The following is a 17,793-nucleotide window of genomic DNA, read 5'->3' on the forward strand; positions in this document are numbered from 1 at the left end:
GACGAAGCCACCAGACGCGGAAGAATAGATCTTAGATCTCGATAGCTATCTTGCCAATTTGTGCGTTCGACTCCATGAACCGGTGGGCGTCGACGATTTGAGCAAGCGGGAAGACCTTTGCTATCAATGGACGCAGCGAGCCGGATTGCAGGCCCTTGGTGATGAATGCTTTAGCGCCGTCCAGACGTTCGGGGTCTTGAGTGATTTCAAACAACTGGTATCCACGAATGGTCAGATCTTTGCCAAGCACTTCCATCACAGGGATGCTCATGTCTGCTGTATCGAGCGCTCCGTACTGGAAGAAAATTCCGAGGTAGGAGAGTGCTCGCAGGACATTGGCTACCTCTGGTCCGCCCACTGGGTCAAACGCCATGCGGGCACCTGCGCCCGCGGTGATCCGGTTCACTTCGGAGACGAGATCCTGTTCCTGTGTCGCAATAACGTGGGCGGCTCCCGCGTCCAACAAGGCTTGGCGCTTTTCACTGGTGCGGGTTAGCGCGACCGGAACTGCCCCCAGAATGTTTGCAATCTGGATGGCCGCCAACCCTACGCTGCTCGACGCTGCGCGAATCAGAACGGTGTCACCCTTCTGCAGATTCCCGATATCAACCAGAGCACCGTATGCGGTAACGAACTGCATCCAAGTACCGGCGGCTTCTACGGATGTCATTCCTGCTGGCTGACGAACTAAAGCGTGCACCGGGGCAACAGCGAGTTCGCCGTACATGCCGTAGTCTGCGAACGAGAAAGCGGGGATTACATTCACCTCATCGCCCACAGCATACTCGGTGACACCAGGCCCAACGCTCTCGATTGTACCGGCTGCTTCGTAACCGAGAGTGGCGGGCATCTCAGGGGTAAAGGTGTACTGGCCGAGCCGATACATCGCTTCTGCTCGATTGAGGCCAAGAGCCTTAACCTTGATACGAACCTCTCCGGCGTTTGGGCTACGCACATCAACGTCATCAATCTGAAGCACTTCTGGGCCGCCGATACGGTGGAAGCGGACGACTTTGGACATAATGAATTCCTCAAGATAAAGGGCGGACACATACTCGCTCTGGACGTATGCGCCGGCCTGAAGGGTTGCGCCGGCTATTACGCCCGCTCTGCAACCAATTGCGAGATGGCTTCGTTCAACGTTGTCGAACCTTTGCGCATCTCGATACCGCCGCCTTCGAAATCAATCCACCCTTCATTGAAACCATTGATCATTTGAATGCGGGGAAGGGGATTGGTAGCCCCTTGGGATCGGAAAAGTGGCTCCCATTCGGAGCGAGGTATAACGTTGGTTGTTACTCGATGACCGAATGCGAGTGAGAGGGCGTTTTCGATGTCCTTAGCGGAATAACGTGATGGGCCCTCCAGTTCCACAAACCTTGCCCCGTCCCACTCCTCATGCAGCAGTTGCGAAACCGTGGTGCCAATGTCGCGGATAGCAATCATGGGAATGGGGTGGTCGGCAGGCTGGAGAAAACTGTTGATGTTGCCGACGCGGGCGTCGCTCAAGTCCCAGGATGAGTTCTCCATAAACCATGCCGCACGCACAAAGGTGATTGGCAGGTTCAAGGTCCGAAAGCTCTCTTCGGACATCTTCAAATTGTTGAGCAGGTTCTCGCGCTCGACGTGGGCGCCTACCGTAGACAACACGACGACTTTCGCCGGTTTTGCCTTATCCAGGGCTTCACGCACCGAGCGGTTTGCCTCGACGGTATCCGTGAAACCAGGTGAGGGGTCATAGTTGGGTGGCATCAGGATGAATGCTCCGTCCACACCAGTCAGCGCCCGTGTCATGGCCGGTATATTGCGATTATCCGTGACGGCGACTTCACACCCGCGATCAGCCCATACCGCACCTTTGGCAGAATCCCGGACGATCACTCTGACCTGCTCCCCGGCATCCAGCAATGCGTTGGCAACAGCTCTGCCAACTTGGCCAGTTACACCCATAACTGCAAACATTTGCACCCCCAATCATGAATACCAACATGAATACCAACGAGAAAAAACCTTGGTCGGCCGCTCACTGCCGCCGACCTGCAGCGTGTATTCGCCCATCATTTTTGGTCGTTTGCGAAGCGAGGCGGGCCATTGCGCTCACTCGACATGCGCATGTTAAAGTCATGATCATCGCCGCGTATATGGCATTTATTTGCACGTAGTGCCAATAAGCGTACTACCCAACTGAGGATGATGTATGACCAAGCTTAGGAACTACGACGGCGCACCGGGGTGTTCCATCGAAGCCGCGCTTCACATAATGGGCGGCAAGTGGAAGGGGGTCATCCTTTACCACCTGCTGCTCGATGGCACGCATCGATTCAATGAGCTACAACGGCGCCTTACCGGCGTACCGCCGAGGTTGTTGATCAAGCAGCTTCGGGATATGGAGGAGGATGGACTTGTGGTGCGCAAGGTCTACCCAGTGGTACCACCTAAAGTTGAATACTCGCTCAGCGACGAAGGTCGGAGCCTTGAGCCTTTCATCTTGGGATTATGCGGTTGGGGAGATGCCTGGTTGAAACGTCGGGGTATGACCACAGCTGCGCAGATGAGAGCGGACGAGGAAGCTGCAGGGCTGAAATCAGATGCACCGTTCTTAGCTGAAGAGCAAGGGTAGGGCAGTACACTTAAGCGTACTATGTGCAAATTTTCGCAGTATTTACGTTTCTGCCCACTCCGATAGGCTTGTTTGCAAACGGGGCATTTGACTGGGTCGAGAACTCCAGCCTAGCCCTGAACAACCCTCGGAGGATTGATTTTGTCCGCAAAACTTTTTGAACCAGTAACCATTGGTGGCCTGACACTTCGCAACCGGATTGCGATGTCACCAATGTGCATGCACTCAGCCGATGATGATGGATGCGTCACGGATTTCCATACCGTGCACTACGGTGCTCGAGCCCTTGGTGGCGCAGGTCTCGTATTTCTGGAAACCACTGCCATTATGAGTAATGGAATGATTGGCCCTGGCGATATTGGGATCTGGGACGACGCCCAAGTTCCAGGGTTAGCCGAGCTGGTCAAAACTATTCAGCGGTTTGGGGCGAAAGCAGGCTGCCAGTTGGGGCATGCAGGCCGTCAGTTGGGTGTCCCAGGCCCATCCATCGCACCTTCGGCCATCCCGTTCACTGCCGATTCACCTGTGCCGCAGGCACTCGATCTGGCAGGAATCAAACAGGTGGTAGAGGCTTTCCGACAAGGCGCACGCCGTGCTCATGAGGCGGGCTTCGACGTAGTGGAAGTGCACACTGCCCACGGATATCTGCTCAATGAGTTTCTCTCGCCACTCGCGAACCATCGCACCGACGAATACGGTGGCAGCCATGAGAACCGCTATCGCATCGTCCGTGAAGTGATCGATGCCGTTCGCTCCGAGTGGAAAGGCCCATTGTTCGTCCGGATCTCGTCCACCGACTACACCGAAGGCGGTAACACACCTGAAGACTTCCTCATCTACGGCAAATGGATGAAGGAGCAGGGCGTAGATCTCATCGACTGTTCGTCAGGCGGTATCGCTATGGTGAAGGTAAAGGCTTTCCCTGCCTACCAAGTTCCAGCGGCTGAATTGCTGCGTCGTGAGCTTGGGATCATGACAGGCGCCGTCGGTCTGATCGAAAGCGGCCGCCAGGCTGAAGAAATCGTACAGAACGGTCGGGCAGACATTGTTCTGGTTGGCCGTGACATGCTGCGAGACCCCTTCTGGGCCCGCACCGCCGCAGACGAATTGCGAACGGCTATCCCGGTTCCTCCGCAATACACCCGTTATGGCTCGGTATGGCAGCGCAGCCAACCGCCGGTGCCATCAGCACCAATGACCGAAAGCTGATCTGCCCACAAGTAAAACAAGTTTGATCCAATTTACCCCTGATGCGCCACGCAGCGTTCAGGGGTTTTCTCCATCCGAACTTATCCAGGTCGTTTTCTTTGTTGAAGCGGCTCCTTACCGACTTGAAGGAATAACATGAAAGCATTGCATTCACTCAACATGGTCTGCCAATCGAAGACCCCAATTCGCTGATGGACATGGATCTGCCAAGGCCAACCCCAGGCTCGCGTGATCTATTGGTGGAGGTGCAGGCCATCTCAGTCAATCCTGTCGACACCAAGATCAGGGCAGGCTCCGCGACCACTGAACCCAAGGTGCTGGGTTGGGACGCAGTGGGAGTAGTCCGTGAGATCGGCGCTGATGTAACGCTGTTCAAAGTCGGCGACGAGGTCTTCTACGCAGGCTCTACTGTGCGTCCTGGTAGCTACAGTGAATTTCACTGCGTGGATGAGCGTATCGTTGGTCATAAGCCTAAAACCATCAATGCAGTGAATCGCCCCTAGTTTCGTAGACACCTCCAAGCCTTAAACTGAGGCCAATTAGGAGGTGCCATGAGCAACGCGCGTCACCCCGAAGAATTCAAAATCCAAGCAGTCAATCAAGTGACCGAAAAGAAGCTGCCTGTCGCTGAGGTAACGGCCCGTCTTGGCGTGTCGACGCATAGCCTCTATGCCTGGATAAAGCGCTACAGCAAACCTCAAGAAGAACGGCAGCAGGATGATGATCTGCACGCACGGAACTCAAGCGCGTCACTGAAGAGCGAGACATATTAAAAAGGGCCGCCGCGTACTTTGCCAACGTCTGTCGGCAGCACTCAATGGCGTAGCGATGGAATCTCTCCTTCTTGGTCTTTGGTACACGCCAAAAACAAATCCAGAGTTGAGTCGTTTCCTGCTTCGGCAAGAAGGAAAACCCCTTAGATTTCAATGGGGCTGACGTAAGATGCGAGAGTCGTTTCCAGCTCAAATCTCTGATAGTTTTCGCGGTTTCGTCAGTCTTTCCTCTCTTGAGCTGCGCTGTGCCGCAGATGGTCTAAATAGTCAGCCCATTGTTGAGCCGCCTCCCGGCGCTGTACCAGCAGTTGCGCGCGCGCATACACAGCTCCAAGCGCACCTGGCATACGGTGGGATAACGACAGTTCGAGCACGATGGGGTCAATACCCAAGTGCTCGTGAGCAATAGTCCGGTAGGTAGCGCGAAAGCCGTGGGCAGTGATGTCGTAATCTGGCCAGATACGCTGAAAAGACTTGAGCATGGAGGTTGGATTAATGGGACGACCTGGATAAATCGGCGAGGCGAACACCCATCCTTTGCCTTCTTCGTCCACCACGCGGGTTTTACTTAGCTCGCGTAACAGGACTAGAGCTTGCTCTGGTAACGGCACGACGTGCTTGCTCTTGTCCAAGTGCTTGGTCTTACTGACCACGTAACGCCAATCGGCGCCGACCAGGTCAACGTCTTCCCAGCGCATCTTTACTAGCTCGCCAGGACGGACCGGCAACATGACCAGCAGGCGCATCGCGGTCGCAACGCTGCCATCGTTGCAGTCATCCAGACGTAGAAGAAACCTGCCCAGGTCGGCGGGCCTTTCGATCGCCGGGTTGCTGGTCACGACATGGCGAATCTTTAGCTCCTCGATGTTACTGAGCGCCACGTTGCGCTCCACCCAGCCTCGACCTTCGGCAAAGCCCAGAATGGAACGGATGATGGTGCGTACGCGCCGGGCCATGGCCATGATGCGCTGACGGCGCAGCTCTGTGATGATTGTGGTGATGTGCTCCAGCTTGATCTCGCTGACCGGTTTATTGCCGATAGCGGGCAAGATGTGGTTATTCAGCGCGCCACTAAACCCCGAGATGGATTTGGGCACCAGTTCCGCAGACTTAAATGCTAACCATTGTTTGGCCACATACGCGAAGGTGCGCTCTTCGTTGAGCAGCTGTGCCTCGATCTTCGCGGTCTTGGCTTTGAGGGGAGCAATGTGGTTGGCTACGTCGCGGCGTGCGCCGCGGGCAATGTCGCGTGCCTCCTTCAGACTGATGTCAGGGTAAGCGCCAATGGAGAAGCGGTTTTCCTTACCATGCAGCCGATACTTCAAGCGCCAGAATTTGGACGGGGATTTACCGGCCCTGCTCGACGCCCTTACCTCCAAGTAGAGGCCAGGGACTTCGCCGTCGGCGTGCTTGCCGGGCTCAGTCAGCGAGCGGATGAAGGCATCGCTGAGTTTTCGTTTGAAAGCAGTAGCAATATCTGGCGGCATCGGTGGGGGCATCCTTTTTAAGGAACCGAAATTTGCCCCCAATTATGCCCCCATGAGCTCTGGAATCCACTGGATTTAGACAGGCGGCGGTGGATTGATTTTTCCTTCAAGTAGTTGTTATTTAAGGATTTTATGGAATACAGTGGAACTCCATTACAAGCTATCGGGGTCCCCGAAGAACATCTGAATCCGCGACCGCAACCACCGCTCCCCCGGATCATTATCCTGGGAGCCGCGCCACGCCATGTGCAGTTCAAAGCTGCGCACCGGCAACGGCGGGTCTTCGGCGCGCAGGCCGCCGGCGGCGGTCAGGGCTTCGGCGGTGTAGTCGGGGACGGTCGCCAGGATGTCGGTGCCGGCCAGTAGGGTGCCCAGGCCGTTGAATTGCGGGACCGCGAGCACCACATGGCGTTTGCGGTCAAGTTTCTCCAGCTCTTCATCAATAAACCCGCTGAGATCGCCGGCAAACGAGACCAGGGCGTGGGGGCGGGCGCAGAAGTCGTCCAGGCTCAGGGCGCCGGGTACGCTGTCGGCGCGCAGCAGTTTGGGCAGGCTGCGGCGCAGCAGTTTGCGCTTGGCGTTGGCCGGCAGGTCGGCGGTGTAGCTGACGCCAATGGAGATCTCCCCGGACGCCAGCAGGCCCGGCATCAGGATGTAGTTGACGCGACGGATTACCAGCACGATGCCTGGCGCTTCGGCGCGCAGGCGCTTGAGCAGTGGCGGCAGCAGGGCGAACTCGACGTCGTCCGACAGGCCGATGCGAAACACTGCGGTGCTGGTGGCCGGGTCGAACTCGGCGGCGCGGCTGACGGCGGTGGAAATCGAATCCAGGGCCGGCGACAGCAGGGCGAAAATCTCCACTGCTCGGGCCGTGGGCTCCATGCTGCGCCCGGTCCGCACAAACAGCGGGTCATCGAACAGCCCGCGCAAGCGCGACAAGGCAGCGCTGATGGCCGGCTGGCCGAGGAACAATTTCTCGGCCGCGCGGGTCACACTGCGCTCATGCATCAAGGTTTCGAATACGATCAACAGGTTCAGGTCGACACGACGCAGGTCGTTACGGTTCATCTTGTGTCCTGGCAGATTCAGCGAACTTGACGTGAACGGCCACATGATAACAATGGCCGGCGTGAATCTTACGGGGAAAGGCTGGTACTCTGCACCGGCTAATTCAGATTTCCTACGCTGCCTGGTGTTTTTTCCTAGGCGGTGGAATCAATGACAGACATGACGACTATTAATGGCGACCGGTGGCCTTGCCCCGAAAGCCCAGATAAAGTTCATGGCATTAGAGGTTACTTTGGCGAGGTTTGCGATGTCCCGCACGATCCGTTTTCACAAGTTTGGTCCGGCCGAGGTGCTCAAGTGCGAAGAGCATGAAGCCACGTTGCCCGCACCGGGCGAAGTGCAGGTGCGTGTCGAGGCGATTGGCATCAGTTGGTACGACATTCTCTGGCGCCAGAACCTGGCGTCGTCCCACGCCCGGCTGCCTTCCGGTCTTGGCCATGAAATGGCCGGCGTGGTCGTGGCGCTGGGCGAGGGCGTCGAGGACCTGGCGGTGGGCGACAAGGTCGCTAGCTTCCCGGCCGAAAGCCCCAATGATTACCCGGTATATGGCGAGTTGATTGTGCTGCCCCGTTCGGCCCTGACCCGTTACCCGGACGTGTTGAGCCCGGTGCAGGCCAGCGTGCATTACACGCCACTGTTGATTGCCTACTTTGCCTATATCGACCTGGCGCGGGCCAAGCCTGGGCAGTTCGCCCTGGTCACCGATGCCAGCCATTGTGCCGGGCCTTCGTTCGTGCAATTGGGCAAGGCCCTGGGGGTGCGGGTGATCGCGGCCACCAAATCACCGGACGAGCGCGAGTACCTGCTGTCCCTGGGCGCCGAAAAGGTCATCGTCACCGAAGAGCAGGACTTGCTGATGCAAATCAACAAGTTCACCGATGGGCGCGGCGTGGATGTGGTGTTCGACGGCCTGGGTGGCCCGCAGATGTCGCTGCTGGGCGATGTGCTCGCGCCACGTGGCAGCCTGGTGTTGTATGGCCTGCAAGGCGGCAACCAGACGCCATTCCCGGCCTGCGCCGCGTTCCAGAAGAACATCCAGTTCTTTGTGCACTGCATCGGCAACTTCACTGGCAAGCCGGAGCTGGGCATCGCCCAGGACCAGGCTGCGCTGCAACGGGCGCTACGTGAGATCAACCAATTGACTGCCGACGGGCTGCTGATACCTCTCAAGACCCGGGTATTTGCCTTCAGCGAATTTGTCGATGCACACCGCTATATGGACGAATGCCCATGTCGCGAGCGGGTGGCGTTGCAGGTTGAAGCCGTTTGATCTGTGGGAATGTTCGTAATCGGACATTCCGCCTACGCTGCCCATGGGGCAAATACGCCATTTGAAAGGACAGTACCTACGCCCTTGGCACCAGGACTGTCACCGTTTCCCCCCTGTAAAACCTGCCTTTTAAGCCGCCGCCGCCCTGAATCCCAGAGCCGCGGCATTTTGCGTGGGCCCCGCAACAAGTGCCAAGCTGTTGATCTGCACTGGTTTTTACGCTGAGTCTGTATCTTTTAATCATCAAGCAAGCGCTGATAATTGCCCGGTCACTTTCATCTCAAGGACTGAGCAATGATTGCAGAAAACAAATCACAACAGCGGTTCGCTGTAACTAGTAAGTCGCCTTGTATGCCGGGCAAAGGATGTTGGTCGGTAGATAGAGTGCGAACTAAATCCGGTAGTTTCCCTGCGCTGTATATGTCAGACCATTCTTGATTGTCTGAGTTAAATTCCACTAGGAAGCTGTAAGACCGTTCCTAGGCTGGCCAACAGGCCGGTGTAGGGGCTTTCTTCAACAGCTGATGGCATCTTCGCAGGGATGTTCCGACTGGCGCTTTGTTGTGCGGTGCTAACATTTAGCTATCAGCCTTAGTCGCAACAGGCGTCAACTCCAAGCAAACCGCAGGACGGACAGGCACGCCTAACTGCTTGCCCGGAACTGACAGTTAACTTCAGGTAGTAAAGCTATGAGCGCTATTCACGAACAAGCCATGAATTATGTTTACCAGCAAGTATTGCAACGCTTACAGGGCTACTTCTCGCGAGCGGAGCGAACTGCACTTCAATTATTGATTCAGCGGTTGATTGTGGCGGCAGGCGGCATCGAACAGATCGGTGACTACAAAGTATTGGTCGCCCATGGGGGCGGCAGAGGCAGCAGTTATGCATTGGCCTTCCTGCGTGCCGCCCAATTGACCATCGCCGGCCGGGCGCCGAGGAGTTTCCAGTTGCGCGTCGCAACCCTGCGGCATACGGGAATGACGCAAGCTGCGCTGGACAGCATTCATCGTGGCTACAGCGCATTGTTTTTCCACGACGACCCCCGGGTCGAGCTGATGATGGTGGAAAACCAGGAGGTCTTGCCCTTCAACCACCTGCGTCCGGCTTCGACAACTGGGCAGGATATCGGCCGGCGCAATATGTTGATGGTCGGGCATAGGAGTTGCGGGGATATTCGCACCAGCCTGTGTAACGACGGCTACTTGTCCCTGGGGGATTTCTATCGGCGCATTACCGCCTGGGACGGTGGGGTACACGCCCTGGTCAGCAGTGATTCGCCGCGCAAGCAAAACCAATACCTGGCGTGGCTGGTCAAGACTACCCGCGCGGCGGGCATGAAAGGTCACTCTGGCCGGCCCCTGGCGCTCACCGCCCTGTTTACTCGCATGGACGATTGCAGCGTTGGCTATTACCGCGATGTGTATGGCGAACACTATGCAGCACAGGATGCATCTTCCAAGGAAGTGCATCGCCACCTGGCCTACATCGGCGTCGCCGACCTGTTATGCACCGGGGAGCTGGACTGCACCGCATTGCTCAACGATTTCATGGGTTACAAGCAAGATGAGTTTGCCTTTCAGTTCAGCACCCCGGCCTACGCCAACCCATTGATGATGGCGCACATGCATGGCCTGCACGCCGAAGTGTTGCTGGGCATTGACTATCAGCAGGGCGTCAGGGGGTTTATCGAACAGGCCATCGGTTTTATGCGTCGCAAAAGAATCCCCGAACTGCTGATTGCCCAAGCCGGTACTCCGGACGGGCGCATGCTGGCGACGACCTATGCGCGTGAGTTTTTTGGCCTGGAAGAAAGCCAATTGGTCTGCCTGTTGTTTTCACCGTTTATCCAACAAGGCCAGCGGCTGGAAGCGTTCTTGCGCCGCTGCCACCCCGGCATGCTGGTGGCGCTGCCCGAACTGCACAAAGCCCTGGAGGGCAAGGCGTCGGCCGAATTGATCCAGCATTGGATTGTCGATACCAGCGGTTTGCCGCTGGCGTTGTTGCAGCATTTGTACCGCAACGATGTGGCGGCCAATGCCGCCTGTATCAACAGCGAGGAGCCGGTCACAGGGCCGCACGGCGTGCCAGGACGCTGAAGGTGGGTGTGCGACGGCAGAAAACGTCATGAGTGAGGACAAACAGGCAGACTTCGCCTATCAGGCCGTGTATCGCTACATGATCAACCTGATCAATGAAGTGGGCGGTGAGGCGAGGGTCAAGCTGCCGTCGTTGCGACACCTGGCCGAGCGTTTGAGCGTGTCGATTTCCACCATTCAATACGCTTATTCACTGCTGGAAAAGGAGGGCAGGGTGTACTCGGTGGCCAAGTCCGGTTACTACGCCTTGCCCATTGCCAGCACTACCCCGTGCTGCACCGCCGGTGATTTGCTCGAGCGCCTGTATGCCGGGGCGCGCAGGCCGGGGATGTTGGTGCTCAGTGCCGATGAGCCGGCGCAACTGCTGTCCTTGGACGGCCCATTGCTGCAATTGGAGCGTGAGCTGGTGCGCCAGTACCCGCGCCAGTTGCAGCCCTATTCCCAGCCCTGTGGTATCTGGGAGCTGCGTGCGGCTTTGGCGGCGCGCTACACCCGTTCGCCTACACGATGCTGGCAAGCGGATGACGTCTATATCGGCGCTGACCTGCGGGGCGTGCTGGCCATCCTGATCGAAGTCCTGGCCCTCAAAGGGGCGGCGGTGCTGGTGGAGTCGCCGTGTGACTGGCTCGTGCTGCGGCTGCTGCAAGACGCCGAGGTGCGGGTGATCGAGTGGCCGTGCAACGAGCAGGGACGGCTGGACCTTGCGTATCTGGAGCAGCAGTTGCGTAGCGAGGGCGTGCAACTGGCATTGTTATCCTCGACCCCCGGCCTGGCCACCGGCAAAGCCTTGACCCTGGCCGAGCAGGCGCAACTGGCAGGGTTGCTGGAGCAACATGGCTGCTGGCTGCTGGAGAACGACATCCATGGCGGCTTGGAGTTCGAGGCGTGCGCCGGCTACTTGCGGGACCTGGTGAATCCTGAGCGGCTGATGGTGTTTTCTACCTTCGAGAAACTCATGGGCCCGGAAGCGCCCTATGGTTACCTGCTGTCGCGGCACATGAGCACGCAATTGCAGCGCCAGTTCCTGTTGCGCGCGTTTCGTTTGTCGTCCATTCGCCAGCGGGCGATTGCCCGGCTGGACCACAATGGCCGCCTGGACCAGCACTTGCTGGAGCTGCGCGCACTGCTCAAGGAACACGCGGCAGCGATGCACAAGCGTCTGGAGCAGCATCTGGGCGAGCGCGTGACATACCGCCAGCCCCAGGCAGGCGCCACCTATTGGTTGCGCTCGACCGAGGCTGTGGATATGCGTCGGGTATTCCAGAACATGCTGGCGCGCCAGGTGGTGATCGCCCCTGGTGAGTTGTTCAGTGTCAGTGGCCTGTACCAGCAGCACTTTCGTTTGAGTCACGTGTTCAGCTCCCACCATAGCCTGGACCTGGTCCTTGAAGAGTTGGCGCGGGCACTCAAGCAGGGGCAGAATGGATGATTTGGTGTTGCGGGAAATATCCCTAATTATTGTGGGATAGATACCGTCGCATGGCGGTCGAACTCCCAGTAAACTGCATTCCTTTTCCGAATCCTTCTTTTCAGAGGTTTTTGCATGACTCTCAGTCCTTTTGCGGGCAAACCGGCACCGGCTCAATTGCTGGTGGACATCCCGCGACTGGTAACGGCCTATTACACCGGCCAGCCCGATGCAGCAATCTCCACTCAGCGCGTGGCATTTGGTACCTCCGGGCACCGTGGCAGCTCTTTTGACTTGAGCTTCAACGAATGGCACGTGCTCGCCATCAGTCAGGCCATTTGCCTGTACCGCGAGGCGCAAGGTATCAATGGCCCGCTGTTTGTCGGCCTCGATACCCATGCGCTGTCCACCCCGGCGGGCGCCAGTGCGCTGGAAGTACTGGCGGCCAACGGCGTGCATGTAATGCTCGCCGAGGGCGATGAATACACACCCACCCCGGCGATTTCCCACGCCATCATCTGCTACAACCGTGGCCGCACCAGCGGGCTGGCGGATGGCATTGTCATCACCCCGTCCCACAACCCGCCCCAGAGCGGCGGCTATAAGTACAACCCGCCCAACGGTGGCCCGGCCGATACCCATGTCACCAAGTGGATCGAGGCCAAGGCCAACGAGCTGCTGGCGGCCAAACTGGCCGGGGTCAAGCGCATTACCCACGCGCAGGCGTTGAAAGCCGACACCACCCACCGCCATGACTACCTCAACACCTACGTGGCCGACCTGATCAATGTGATCGACATGGACGCCATCCGCAGTACCGATCTGCGCCTGGGCGTGGATCCGCTGGGCGGAGCCGGGGTGCGCTACTGGTCGGCCATCGCCGAGCACTACCGTTTGAACCTGGAAGTGGTGAACACCGAAGTCGACCCGACTTTCCGCTTCATGAGCGTGGATTGGGACGGCCAGATTCGCATGGACCCATCCTCCAGCTATGCGATGCAAGGCCTGATCGGCCTCAAGGACCGCTTCGACGTGGCATTTGCCTGCGACCCGGACCACGACCGTCACGGCATCGTTACCCCGTCGGGCGGGCTGTTGGCGCCGAACAACTACCTGGCCGTGTCCATCGACTACCTGTTCCAGAACCGACCCCAGTGGCGTGCTGATGCTGCCGTTGGCAAGACCGTGGTCAGCAGTGGCTTGATCGACCGCGTGGCCGCGCGCATTGGCCGGCGCCTGTACGAAGTGCCGGTGGGCTTCAAGTGGTTTGCCGATGGCCTGTTCGAAGGCTCGCTGGGCTTTGGCGGCGAAGAAAGCGCGGGGGCTTCGTTTTTGCGTAAGGATGGCACTGTCTGGAGCACGGACAAGGATGGCTTGATCCCGGCCTTGCTGGCCGCGGAAATGACCTCGCGCAAAGGCCAGGACCCAAGCCAGATCTACCGTGGCCTGACCGACGCCCTGGGCGAACCCTTCGCCATTCGTGTGGATGCCAAGGCCACGCCGGCGCAGAAGGCGCTACTGGGCAAGCTGGCGCCGGCGCAGGTCACGTCCACGCAGTTGGCCGGGGAAAGCATCCAGCAGATCCTCAGCCATGCGCCGGGTAACGACCAGGCGATTGGCGGGTTGAAAGTCATGACCGAAAACGGCTGGTTTGCCGCACGGCCATCGGGCACCGAGGATATCTACAAGATCTATGCCGAGAGTTTCATTGGCGAAGATCACCTCAAGCGCCTGGTGGAAGAGGCGCAGGTGTTGGTGGACGGCGCCATCACCCCGAACTGACACACAGTTGTAAAAAATGTGGGAGCGGGCGTGCCCGCGATGGCGGTGGATCAGTCAATGTATCGGTGACTGACCCAACGCCATCGCGGGCAAGCCCGCTCCCACAATTTGTTTAGTGCCTGGCTTGGGATCAGGCCAGGTCCACCAGCACCACTTCGCTGTCTTCGAGCGCGGTCACTCGCAGCACGCGTTCATCCTCTACCGCAACGCCGTCACGCGCCTGCGCTCGCAAGCCATTCACATCGATCACCCCAGTGGCCGGCACCAGATACGCCCGGCGTCCTGCATCCAGGTGATACTCGGCACTTTCCCCGGCCTTCAGGTTGGCCGCCACCAGGCGCGCGTCGGCACGGATCCGCAGGCTTTCATTGTCGCCGTGCTTGCCACTGGCCAAGGTCACGAAGCCTTCGCGCTCGCCCTTGGGAAACGGCTTGGCACCCCAGGAAGGGGGCAAACCCGCTTCATTGGGAATGATCCAGATCTGGAAAATCTTGGTTGCCGTGGCTTCCAGGTTGTATTCACTGTGGGCTATCCCGGTGCCAGCGCTCATTACCTGTACGTCGCCAGCCTCGGTGCGGCCTTTGTTGCCCAGGTTGTCCGCGTGGCTGATGGCACCTTCACGTACATAGGTGATGATTTCCATATCCCGGTGCGGATGCTGGGGGAAACCGGTACCGGGCGCGATGATGTCGTCGTTCCACACCCGCAGGTTGCCCCAGTGCATACGCTTAGGGTCATGGTACTCAGCGAATGAAAAGTGGTGATGGGCATCCAGCCAACCGTGATTGGCACCGCCCAGGGAGGTAAAAGGTCGAAGTTCAAGCATGATCGTCTCCTGTTGATGGGCCTATCTTCTATCAGGTCATCATCGATAAAAAGCGTAAAAAATGCCTTATTTCAATCAAATTATTCGATTGGTTTGTGGTCGCGAAAACTCGACCCGATCTTCACTTCATCGCCTAACCACATGAAGCCAAAGCAATTGGCTGGAACTGTCGGAGGTTTCCGGCGACCATAGCGTCTCTGTCCGCTCAAGCCCCCGCAGGAGTCCGCGTGCCGCAACACACCCCCGATCTGCCCCCCGAACTGCGCCCGCTGGCGCAAATGCCGCTATTCAAGCGCCTGGCTGCCCGGCTGTTTGGCCATGGTTTAACGCGCCTGCGGGCCCAGCATCGTTTTTCGTGGCTGCATGGCCAGGCCGACGGTTTTCGCAGCGGGCATGAGGCGGGCGTGGAGTATGGCTACCAGGAGGGCAGGCGCGATGGCATCGAGGAAGGGCGCCAGGTCCTGTTGATCCGTGACTATCGCAGCGATGAGCATCGCGTCCCGGGTGTCGACGACAGCCTGTTCGACGATTGGCGCCTGCCACTGACCGCGGAGCTAAAAAAACGTATCAAGGCCGATGTGGCGCGCCTGCTACCGGCCCATGCGCAGCCCAGCGCAGCGCAGTGGAAGATGATCTTCAGCGACACCCCATCCACTTCGGTGATTGCCGGTGCCGGTGCCGGCAAGTCCACGTCGCTGGTCCTGCGGATCCTGCTGCTGACGCATTACCTGGGCTTTGAGCTGAGCTCCATGACCGTGGTGACCTTCACCCGTGAATCGCGCAAGGACTTCATAAACAAGCTCATGCAGATTCTCCAGCTGTGGGGCCAACCCCTTGGTTTGAAAGAAGCCCAGGCTGTGGTGCGCACCTTTCACTCGCGCATCCTGCCCATGGTCCGCAGCCTGCCGGGCTTAGAGCGGTTGCAGGCGTTCGAGAACCTGCACCACGGCACTTACGACGAGGAGGCCGATAGCAACCCCTTCGACCTGCGCATCAACGATGCCCAACGCCAGCAACTCAACGCCTGTTATCACGGGCTCCATGGCCGGCATGCGCGCTTTCGCGAGTTGATGACGCCCATGGCCCGCCACGCCCTGCAGCTCAAGGAGCTGGAGCGCGACCACCCGGATGTGCAAAAACGCGTGGCGGTCACCGAGTTGGCTGCCAAGCGCGACGAAGAGCTGTGCGATGTGATCGAAGACCTGTGGTTGCGCGCCGGCGCATGGCCGATCCAGGGCATCGAGCCAAACCGCCAGAGCGTTGAAATCAATGGTGCGTCGTTCCATTGCCATGGCTACTGCGCCGAACTGGATGCCTGGGTGATGCTGGGTTTCGACTCCCGGGAAAACCCGCAGATTGCCCGCCCCGGGGCCAAGCTGTCGGTACGCGCGGAATGGGCAGTCAAGCGCACCTTGTTTCAAGCTTTCTGTCGTAAGCCATTGATATGGATAGATAGCTACGAGTCATCCAGGCGCCTGTTGAGTAGCCTGGCCGCAGATACCACCTCGGGGCCGGGGTTTGATTACAAGGTCAAGGGTGAACTGGCTTCGGCGCCGCTGCTGGATTGTTTCGTCACCGCCGCCGGGTTTATCGAGAACCTCGGCCTGGACGTGCCCACGGCTGTGGGCCAGATGAGCTTTGCCAAGGATGACCCGGATCGCGGCTTCTTCGAGGCCCTGGGTATTTTCTGGAAGGCCCTGGAAGATCACCTGCTGGACCAGTCGCCGCCGATCATGACCTATAACCGCATGTTTTCGCTGTTTGGCGAGAACACCCCGGAAAACCTCAAGTTGCTCAACGATGGGCTGTTGCGCCCGCTGTCGCACTTGATGATCGACGAATTCCAGGATGTCTCGCCGCAGATCGTCTCGTGGATCCGCGCCAGCCTGCGCGAAATCCGCACTCGTGGGCCGGCGATGCATGTGGGGCGCGGTGCCCAGCATTCCTCGCTGCTCTGCGTGGGTGATGACTGGCAGTCGATCTATGGCTGGCGCGGCAGCTCGCCCAAATACTTCATGGAGTTCAACAAGGAGTTCCCGTCACCGGCCACCACTAGGGTGATGCTCGGGGAGAACTTTCGTAGTCACCAGCACATCATCGATGCGGCCGAACACATCGTTAAAGCCGCACCGGCGATCAGCGGCAAAAAGGCCAAGGCCAGCGGCGTAGATCGGGCATTGGTGCCGGTACAGGTGCTTGATCGCGACGAGGCAGCCTTGGCCCAGCAGTTGCTGGCGCACTATCAGCGTGGCGAATCGGTATTGATGTTGTATCGAAAAAGTAGCGATAAACTATTGATTCAAGAGCATATTCAATCTGTAGTTAATCTTGATTCTAGCTTGCCTCCCGCCATGCGCCGCCTCAAGCAACTGACCTACCACAGCGCCAAGGGCCTACAGGCGGATGCGGTGTTTCTGCTCGGCGATTGCCAGCACCTGACCCGCTCGCCGTACAAGAACCAGGTGTACCGTATGGCCGGCCTGGGCAAGGACGGTGATGCCGAGCCCTATGACAATGCGCAAAAAGACGAGGTGCTGCGCCTGGCCTATGTCGGGATTACCCGGGCGGTGAGCCATTGCTATTGGTATGTCGAAGGGCAGGATGGCCAGGGCACGAATGCGCCGAAGGCGTCGGATCGGGTGGTGGGGAGCAAGGCGTTCTTCGATGACCGCCGCCGTTAGATCCCTGTAGGAGCTGCCTCGCGAAGCGAAACAGCCCCTACGCAGTTCAGGCCTGCCGCAGTTGCGGGCGCACAAACGAGTCCAGCTCAGCCTCGATTGCCTCGATAATCCGCTCCACATCCGTGGCGTTCATCACCGTGGCGCAAGGAATGCCGGCGATGGCAATCAGGGTTTCGCCACTCTCTCGGTCAAACAATCGCGCGATCATGCTGCCAGGCGCGTCCATGCTGCCTTCAAAGCCAACCGGGTGAAAGTGCCAGCGCATCAACTGGCATGCATTGGGGAACGTCACTTTGTTCATGTTGCCAACCTTGTTCATTGAGCACTTCCTTTAGCTCGCGGCAAGGGCGTCAGGTCCATCAATAGTCCTGACGGTGAAGCTTAAAAAATAGCACTCACTGGCAATAAGTACCGGGGTTTTTTCTGTCCGTTCGGCGCTTCCTTGCGAGAAGTTTGACGTGGGTCATGTCTTACAAATGCTTAGGCAAAAGGCCATTACTTAAAACTGTCACTTGGCCATTGAAGCACCCGGTAAAGTTGTGCAAGCTCCAGGCTTTAGCCGTTTTCGAG

The 17,793-nt window shown here is 58.4% G+C and carries 13 protein-coding genes and 2 pseudogenes; 9 read left to right on the plus strand and 6 right to left on the minus strand.

From position 1 onward, the window contains the following. Window positions 1–31: 31 nt before the first annotated feature. On the minus strand, window positions 32–1,021 hold the full coding sequence (locus AC19YY_RS11750; protein WP_102879473.1) for a zinc-dependent alcohol dehydrogenase family protein: 990 nt from the start codon (window positions 1,019–1,021) through the stop codon (window positions 32–34). Window positions 1,022–1,098: 77 nt separating this feature from the next. Further along, on the minus strand, window positions 1,099–1,962 hold the full coding sequence (locus AC19YY_RS11755) for an NmrA family NAD(P)-binding protein (RefSeq protein ID WP_274129138.1): 864 nt from the start codon (window positions 1,960–1,962) through the stop codon (window positions 1,099–1,101). Between the two features lie 235 nt (window positions 1,963–2,197). Between AC19YY_RS11755 and AC19YY_RS11760 the strand changes: the two genes are divergently transcribed. From AC19YY_RS11760 to AC19YY_RS11775, 4 genes and pseudogenes are all read left to right on the plus strand, one after another. Next, the gene (locus AC19YY_RS11760; RefSeq protein WP_153325979.1) at window positions 2,198–2,620 is read left to right on the plus strand and encodes a winged helix-turn-helix transcriptional regulator; all 423 of its coding nucleotides are present in this window, start codon (window positions 2,198–2,200) and stop codon (window positions 2,618–2,620) included. Between the two features lie 141 nt (window positions 2,621–2,761). Next, the gene (namA, locus tag AC19YY_RS11765; RefSeq protein WP_274129142.1) at window positions 2,762–3,829 is read left to right on the plus strand and encodes an NADPH dehydrogenase NamA; all 1,068 of its coding nucleotides are present in this window, start codon (window positions 2,762–2,764) and stop codon (window positions 3,827–3,829) included. Between the two features lie 191 nt (window positions 3,830–4,020). Beyond that, window positions 4,021–4,314, plus strand: a pseudogene (locus AC19YY_RS11770) (alcohol dehydrogenase catalytic domain-containing protein); the annotation flags it as partial. A gap of 66 nt (window positions 4,315–4,380) precedes the next feature. Further along, window positions 4,381–4,627 (plus strand): annotated as a pseudogene (locus tag AC19YY_RS11775) (transposase); the annotation flags it as partial. Between the two features lie 193 nt (window positions 4,628–4,820). Here the strand turns inward: AC19YY_RS11775 and AC19YY_RS11780 are convergent. Both AC19YY_RS11780 and AC19YY_RS11785 read right to left on the minus strand, forming a co-directional pair. Further along, window positions 4,821–6,089: a tyrosine-type recombinase/integrase gene (locus AC19YY_RS11780; RefSeq protein ID WP_274129144.1), complete on the minus strand. Its 1,269-nt coding sequence runs from the start codon at window positions 6,087–6,089 to the stop codon at window positions 4,821–4,823. Between the two features lie 153 nt (window positions 6,090–6,242). Then, window positions 6,243–7,157, minus strand: a complete 915-nt coding sequence (locus tag AC19YY_RS11785) for a LysR family transcriptional regulator (protein WP_262376887.1) — start codon at window positions 7,155–7,157, stop codon at window positions 6,243–6,245. A gap of 247 nt (window positions 7,158–7,404) precedes the next feature. On the opposite strand from AC19YY_RS11785, the gene AC19YY_RS11790 reads away from it, so the two are divergent. From AC19YY_RS11790 to pgm, 4 genes are all read left to right on the plus strand, one after another. Next, the gene (locus tag AC19YY_RS11790) at window positions 7,405–8,427 is read left to right on the plus strand and encodes a zinc-dependent alcohol dehydrogenase family protein (protein WP_169951539.1); all 1,023 of its coding nucleotides are present in this window, start codon (window positions 7,405–7,407) and stop codon (window positions 8,425–8,427) included. 689 nt (window positions 8,428–9,116) lie between these two features. Beyond that, window positions 9,117–10,526 (plus strand): hypothetical protein, encoded by a 1,410-nt coding sequence (locus AC19YY_RS11795; RefSeq protein ID WP_262381361.1) that lies wholly within the window; start codon window positions 9,117–9,119, stop codon window positions 10,524–10,526. 28 nt (window positions 10,527–10,554) lie between these two features. After that, window positions 10,555–11,955, plus strand: coding sequence for an aminotransferase-like domain-containing protein (locus tag AC19YY_RS11800; protein WP_170041439.1), 1,401 nt, complete (start codon window positions 10,555–10,557; stop codon window positions 11,953–11,955). Between the two features lie 114 nt (window positions 11,956–12,069). Further along, window positions 12,070–13,716 (plus strand): phosphoglucomutase (alpha-D-glucose-1,6-bisphosphate-dependent), encoded by a 1,647-nt coding sequence (gene pgm, locus AC19YY_RS11805; protein ID WP_500604211.1) that lies wholly within the window; start codon window positions 12,070–12,072, stop codon window positions 13,714–13,716. A 130-nt stretch (window positions 13,717–13,846) separates the two neighbouring features. On the opposite strand, the gene AC19YY_RS11810 is transcribed toward pgm, so the two are convergent. Beyond that, on the minus strand, window positions 13,847–14,542 hold the full coding sequence (locus AC19YY_RS11810) for a pirin family protein (RefSeq protein ID WP_500604212.1): 696 nt from the start codon (window positions 14,540–14,542) through the stop codon (window positions 13,847–13,849). Between the two features lie 227 nt (window positions 14,543–14,769). Between AC19YY_RS11810 and AC19YY_RS11815 the strand changes: the two genes are divergently transcribed. Continuing rightward, window positions 14,770–17,223 (plus strand): UvrD-helicase domain-containing protein, encoded by a 2,454-nt coding sequence (locus tag AC19YY_RS11815; protein ID WP_500604213.1) that lies wholly within the window; start codon window positions 14,770–14,772, stop codon window positions 17,221–17,223. Between the two features lie 46 nt (window positions 17,224–17,269). On the opposite strand, the gene AC19YY_RS11820 is transcribed toward AC19YY_RS11815, so the two are convergent. Continuing rightward, the gene (locus AC19YY_RS11820) at window positions 17,270–17,542 is read right to left on the minus strand and encodes a DUF1652 domain-containing protein (protein ID WP_169951551.1); all 273 of its coding nucleotides are present in this window, start codon (window positions 17,540–17,542) and stop codon (window positions 17,270–17,272) included. Window positions 17,543–17,793: the final 251 nt, after the last annotated feature.

It is taken from the genome of Pseudomonas sp. MF09156, assembly GCF_059862305.1.

Bases quoted from the DNA above. Each gene is read 5' to 3' on its own strand.
- AC19YY_RS11800 (WP_170041439.1), top strand. From the start codon at position 10,555: ATGAGTGAGGACAAACAGGCAGACTTCGCCTATCAGGCCGTGTATCGC.
- AC19YY_RS11780 (WP_274129144.1), bottom strand. From the start codon at position 6,089: ATGCCGCCAGATATTGCTACTGCTTTCAAACGAAAACTCAGCGATGCC.
- AC19YY_RS11755 (WP_274129138.1), bottom strand. From the start codon at position 1,962: ATGTTTGCAGTTATGGGTGTAACTGGCCAAGTTGGCAGAGCTGTTGCC.
- AC19YY_RS11795 (WP_262381361.1), top strand. From the start codon at position 9,117: ATGAGCGCTATTCACGAACAAGCCATGAATTATGTTTACCAGCAAGTA.
- AC19YY_RS11820 (WP_169951551.1), bottom strand. From the start codon at position 17,542: ATGAACAAGGTTGGCAACATGAACAAAGTGACGTTCCCCAATGCATGC.
- AC19YY_RS11810 (WP_500604212.1), bottom strand. From the start codon at position 14,542: ATGCTTGAACTTCGACCTTTTACCTCCCTGGGCGGTGCCAATCACGGT.
- AC19YY_RS11750 (WP_102879473.1), bottom strand. From the start codon at position 1,021: ATGTCCAAAGTCGTCCGCTTCCACCGTATCGGCGGCCCAGAAGTGCTT.
- AC19YY_RS11785 (WP_262376887.1), bottom strand. From the start codon at position 7,157: ATGAACCGTAACGACCTGCGTCGTGTCGACCTGAACCTGTTGATCGTA.
- AC19YY_RS11760 (WP_153325979.1), top strand. From the start codon at position 2,198: ATGACCAAGCTTAGGAACTACGACGGCGCACCGGGGTGTTCCATCGAA.
- AC19YY_RS11790 (WP_169951539.1), top strand. From the start codon at position 7,405: ATGTCCCGCACGATCCGTTTTCACAAGTTTGGTCCGGCCGAGGTGCTC.
- pgm (WP_500604211.1), top strand. From the start codon at position 12,070: ATGACTCTCAGTCCTTTTGCGGGCAAACCGGCACCGGCTCAATTGCTG.